Genomic DNA, 511 nt, shown 5'->3' with positions numbered 1-511 from the left:
TTATTGTGCGCCCGCCAAGCCATTCTGCGTTGGGCTTGGCGGGATCGTTGATATCGTCGGGATCCACTCGCATGGGTATTCTGTAGGGGGTGGTATTATTAAATTGTGGAAATTCCAATGTCATCGTCAAAAAAGTGTCGCTTTCTATATCAAGGTCGTCGATTGTTAATGTTATTGTAATTGTCACTGCTTTGAAATCAATATGATGAATTCTTTTTATTGTGTCTGTCATTAATGTGTCGACGAGTGGGTCTGGGTCTTTTTCTCTAAAATCAAGTGCAATAGATGTTGTGTTGGGTAGTGTTGATCCGACCGGTATGGGTACACTTCCAAAAATATCTATTACTGCCTGAAGGTCAGCCGATAAGTTGTCTGCAGGTTTCAAATTCTCCATTGTTTTTGCGTCCAGCACTATTTCGGGCGATTCATTTTTCAGGCAGTCGCGCAATTTCTCTAAGGTGTTTAGTTTCATGAAGTTACACTCGTTGCAGGCGCAGGTGCTGTCGTTGGG

Annotated in this window: 1 pseudogene; it reads right to left on the bottom strand. The window is 43.1% G+C overall.

The annotated features are described in order from the left end of the window. Positions 1-511 (bottom strand): annotated as a pseudogene (locus ASC50_RS07485) (hypothetical protein); the annotation flags it as partial.

The sequence above is a fragment of the Candidatus Symbiothrix dinenymphae genome (assembly GCF_001431085.1).
Note: the sequence above shows the minus strand (reverse complement) of the source record. Positions and strands in the feature narration are given on the sequence as shown.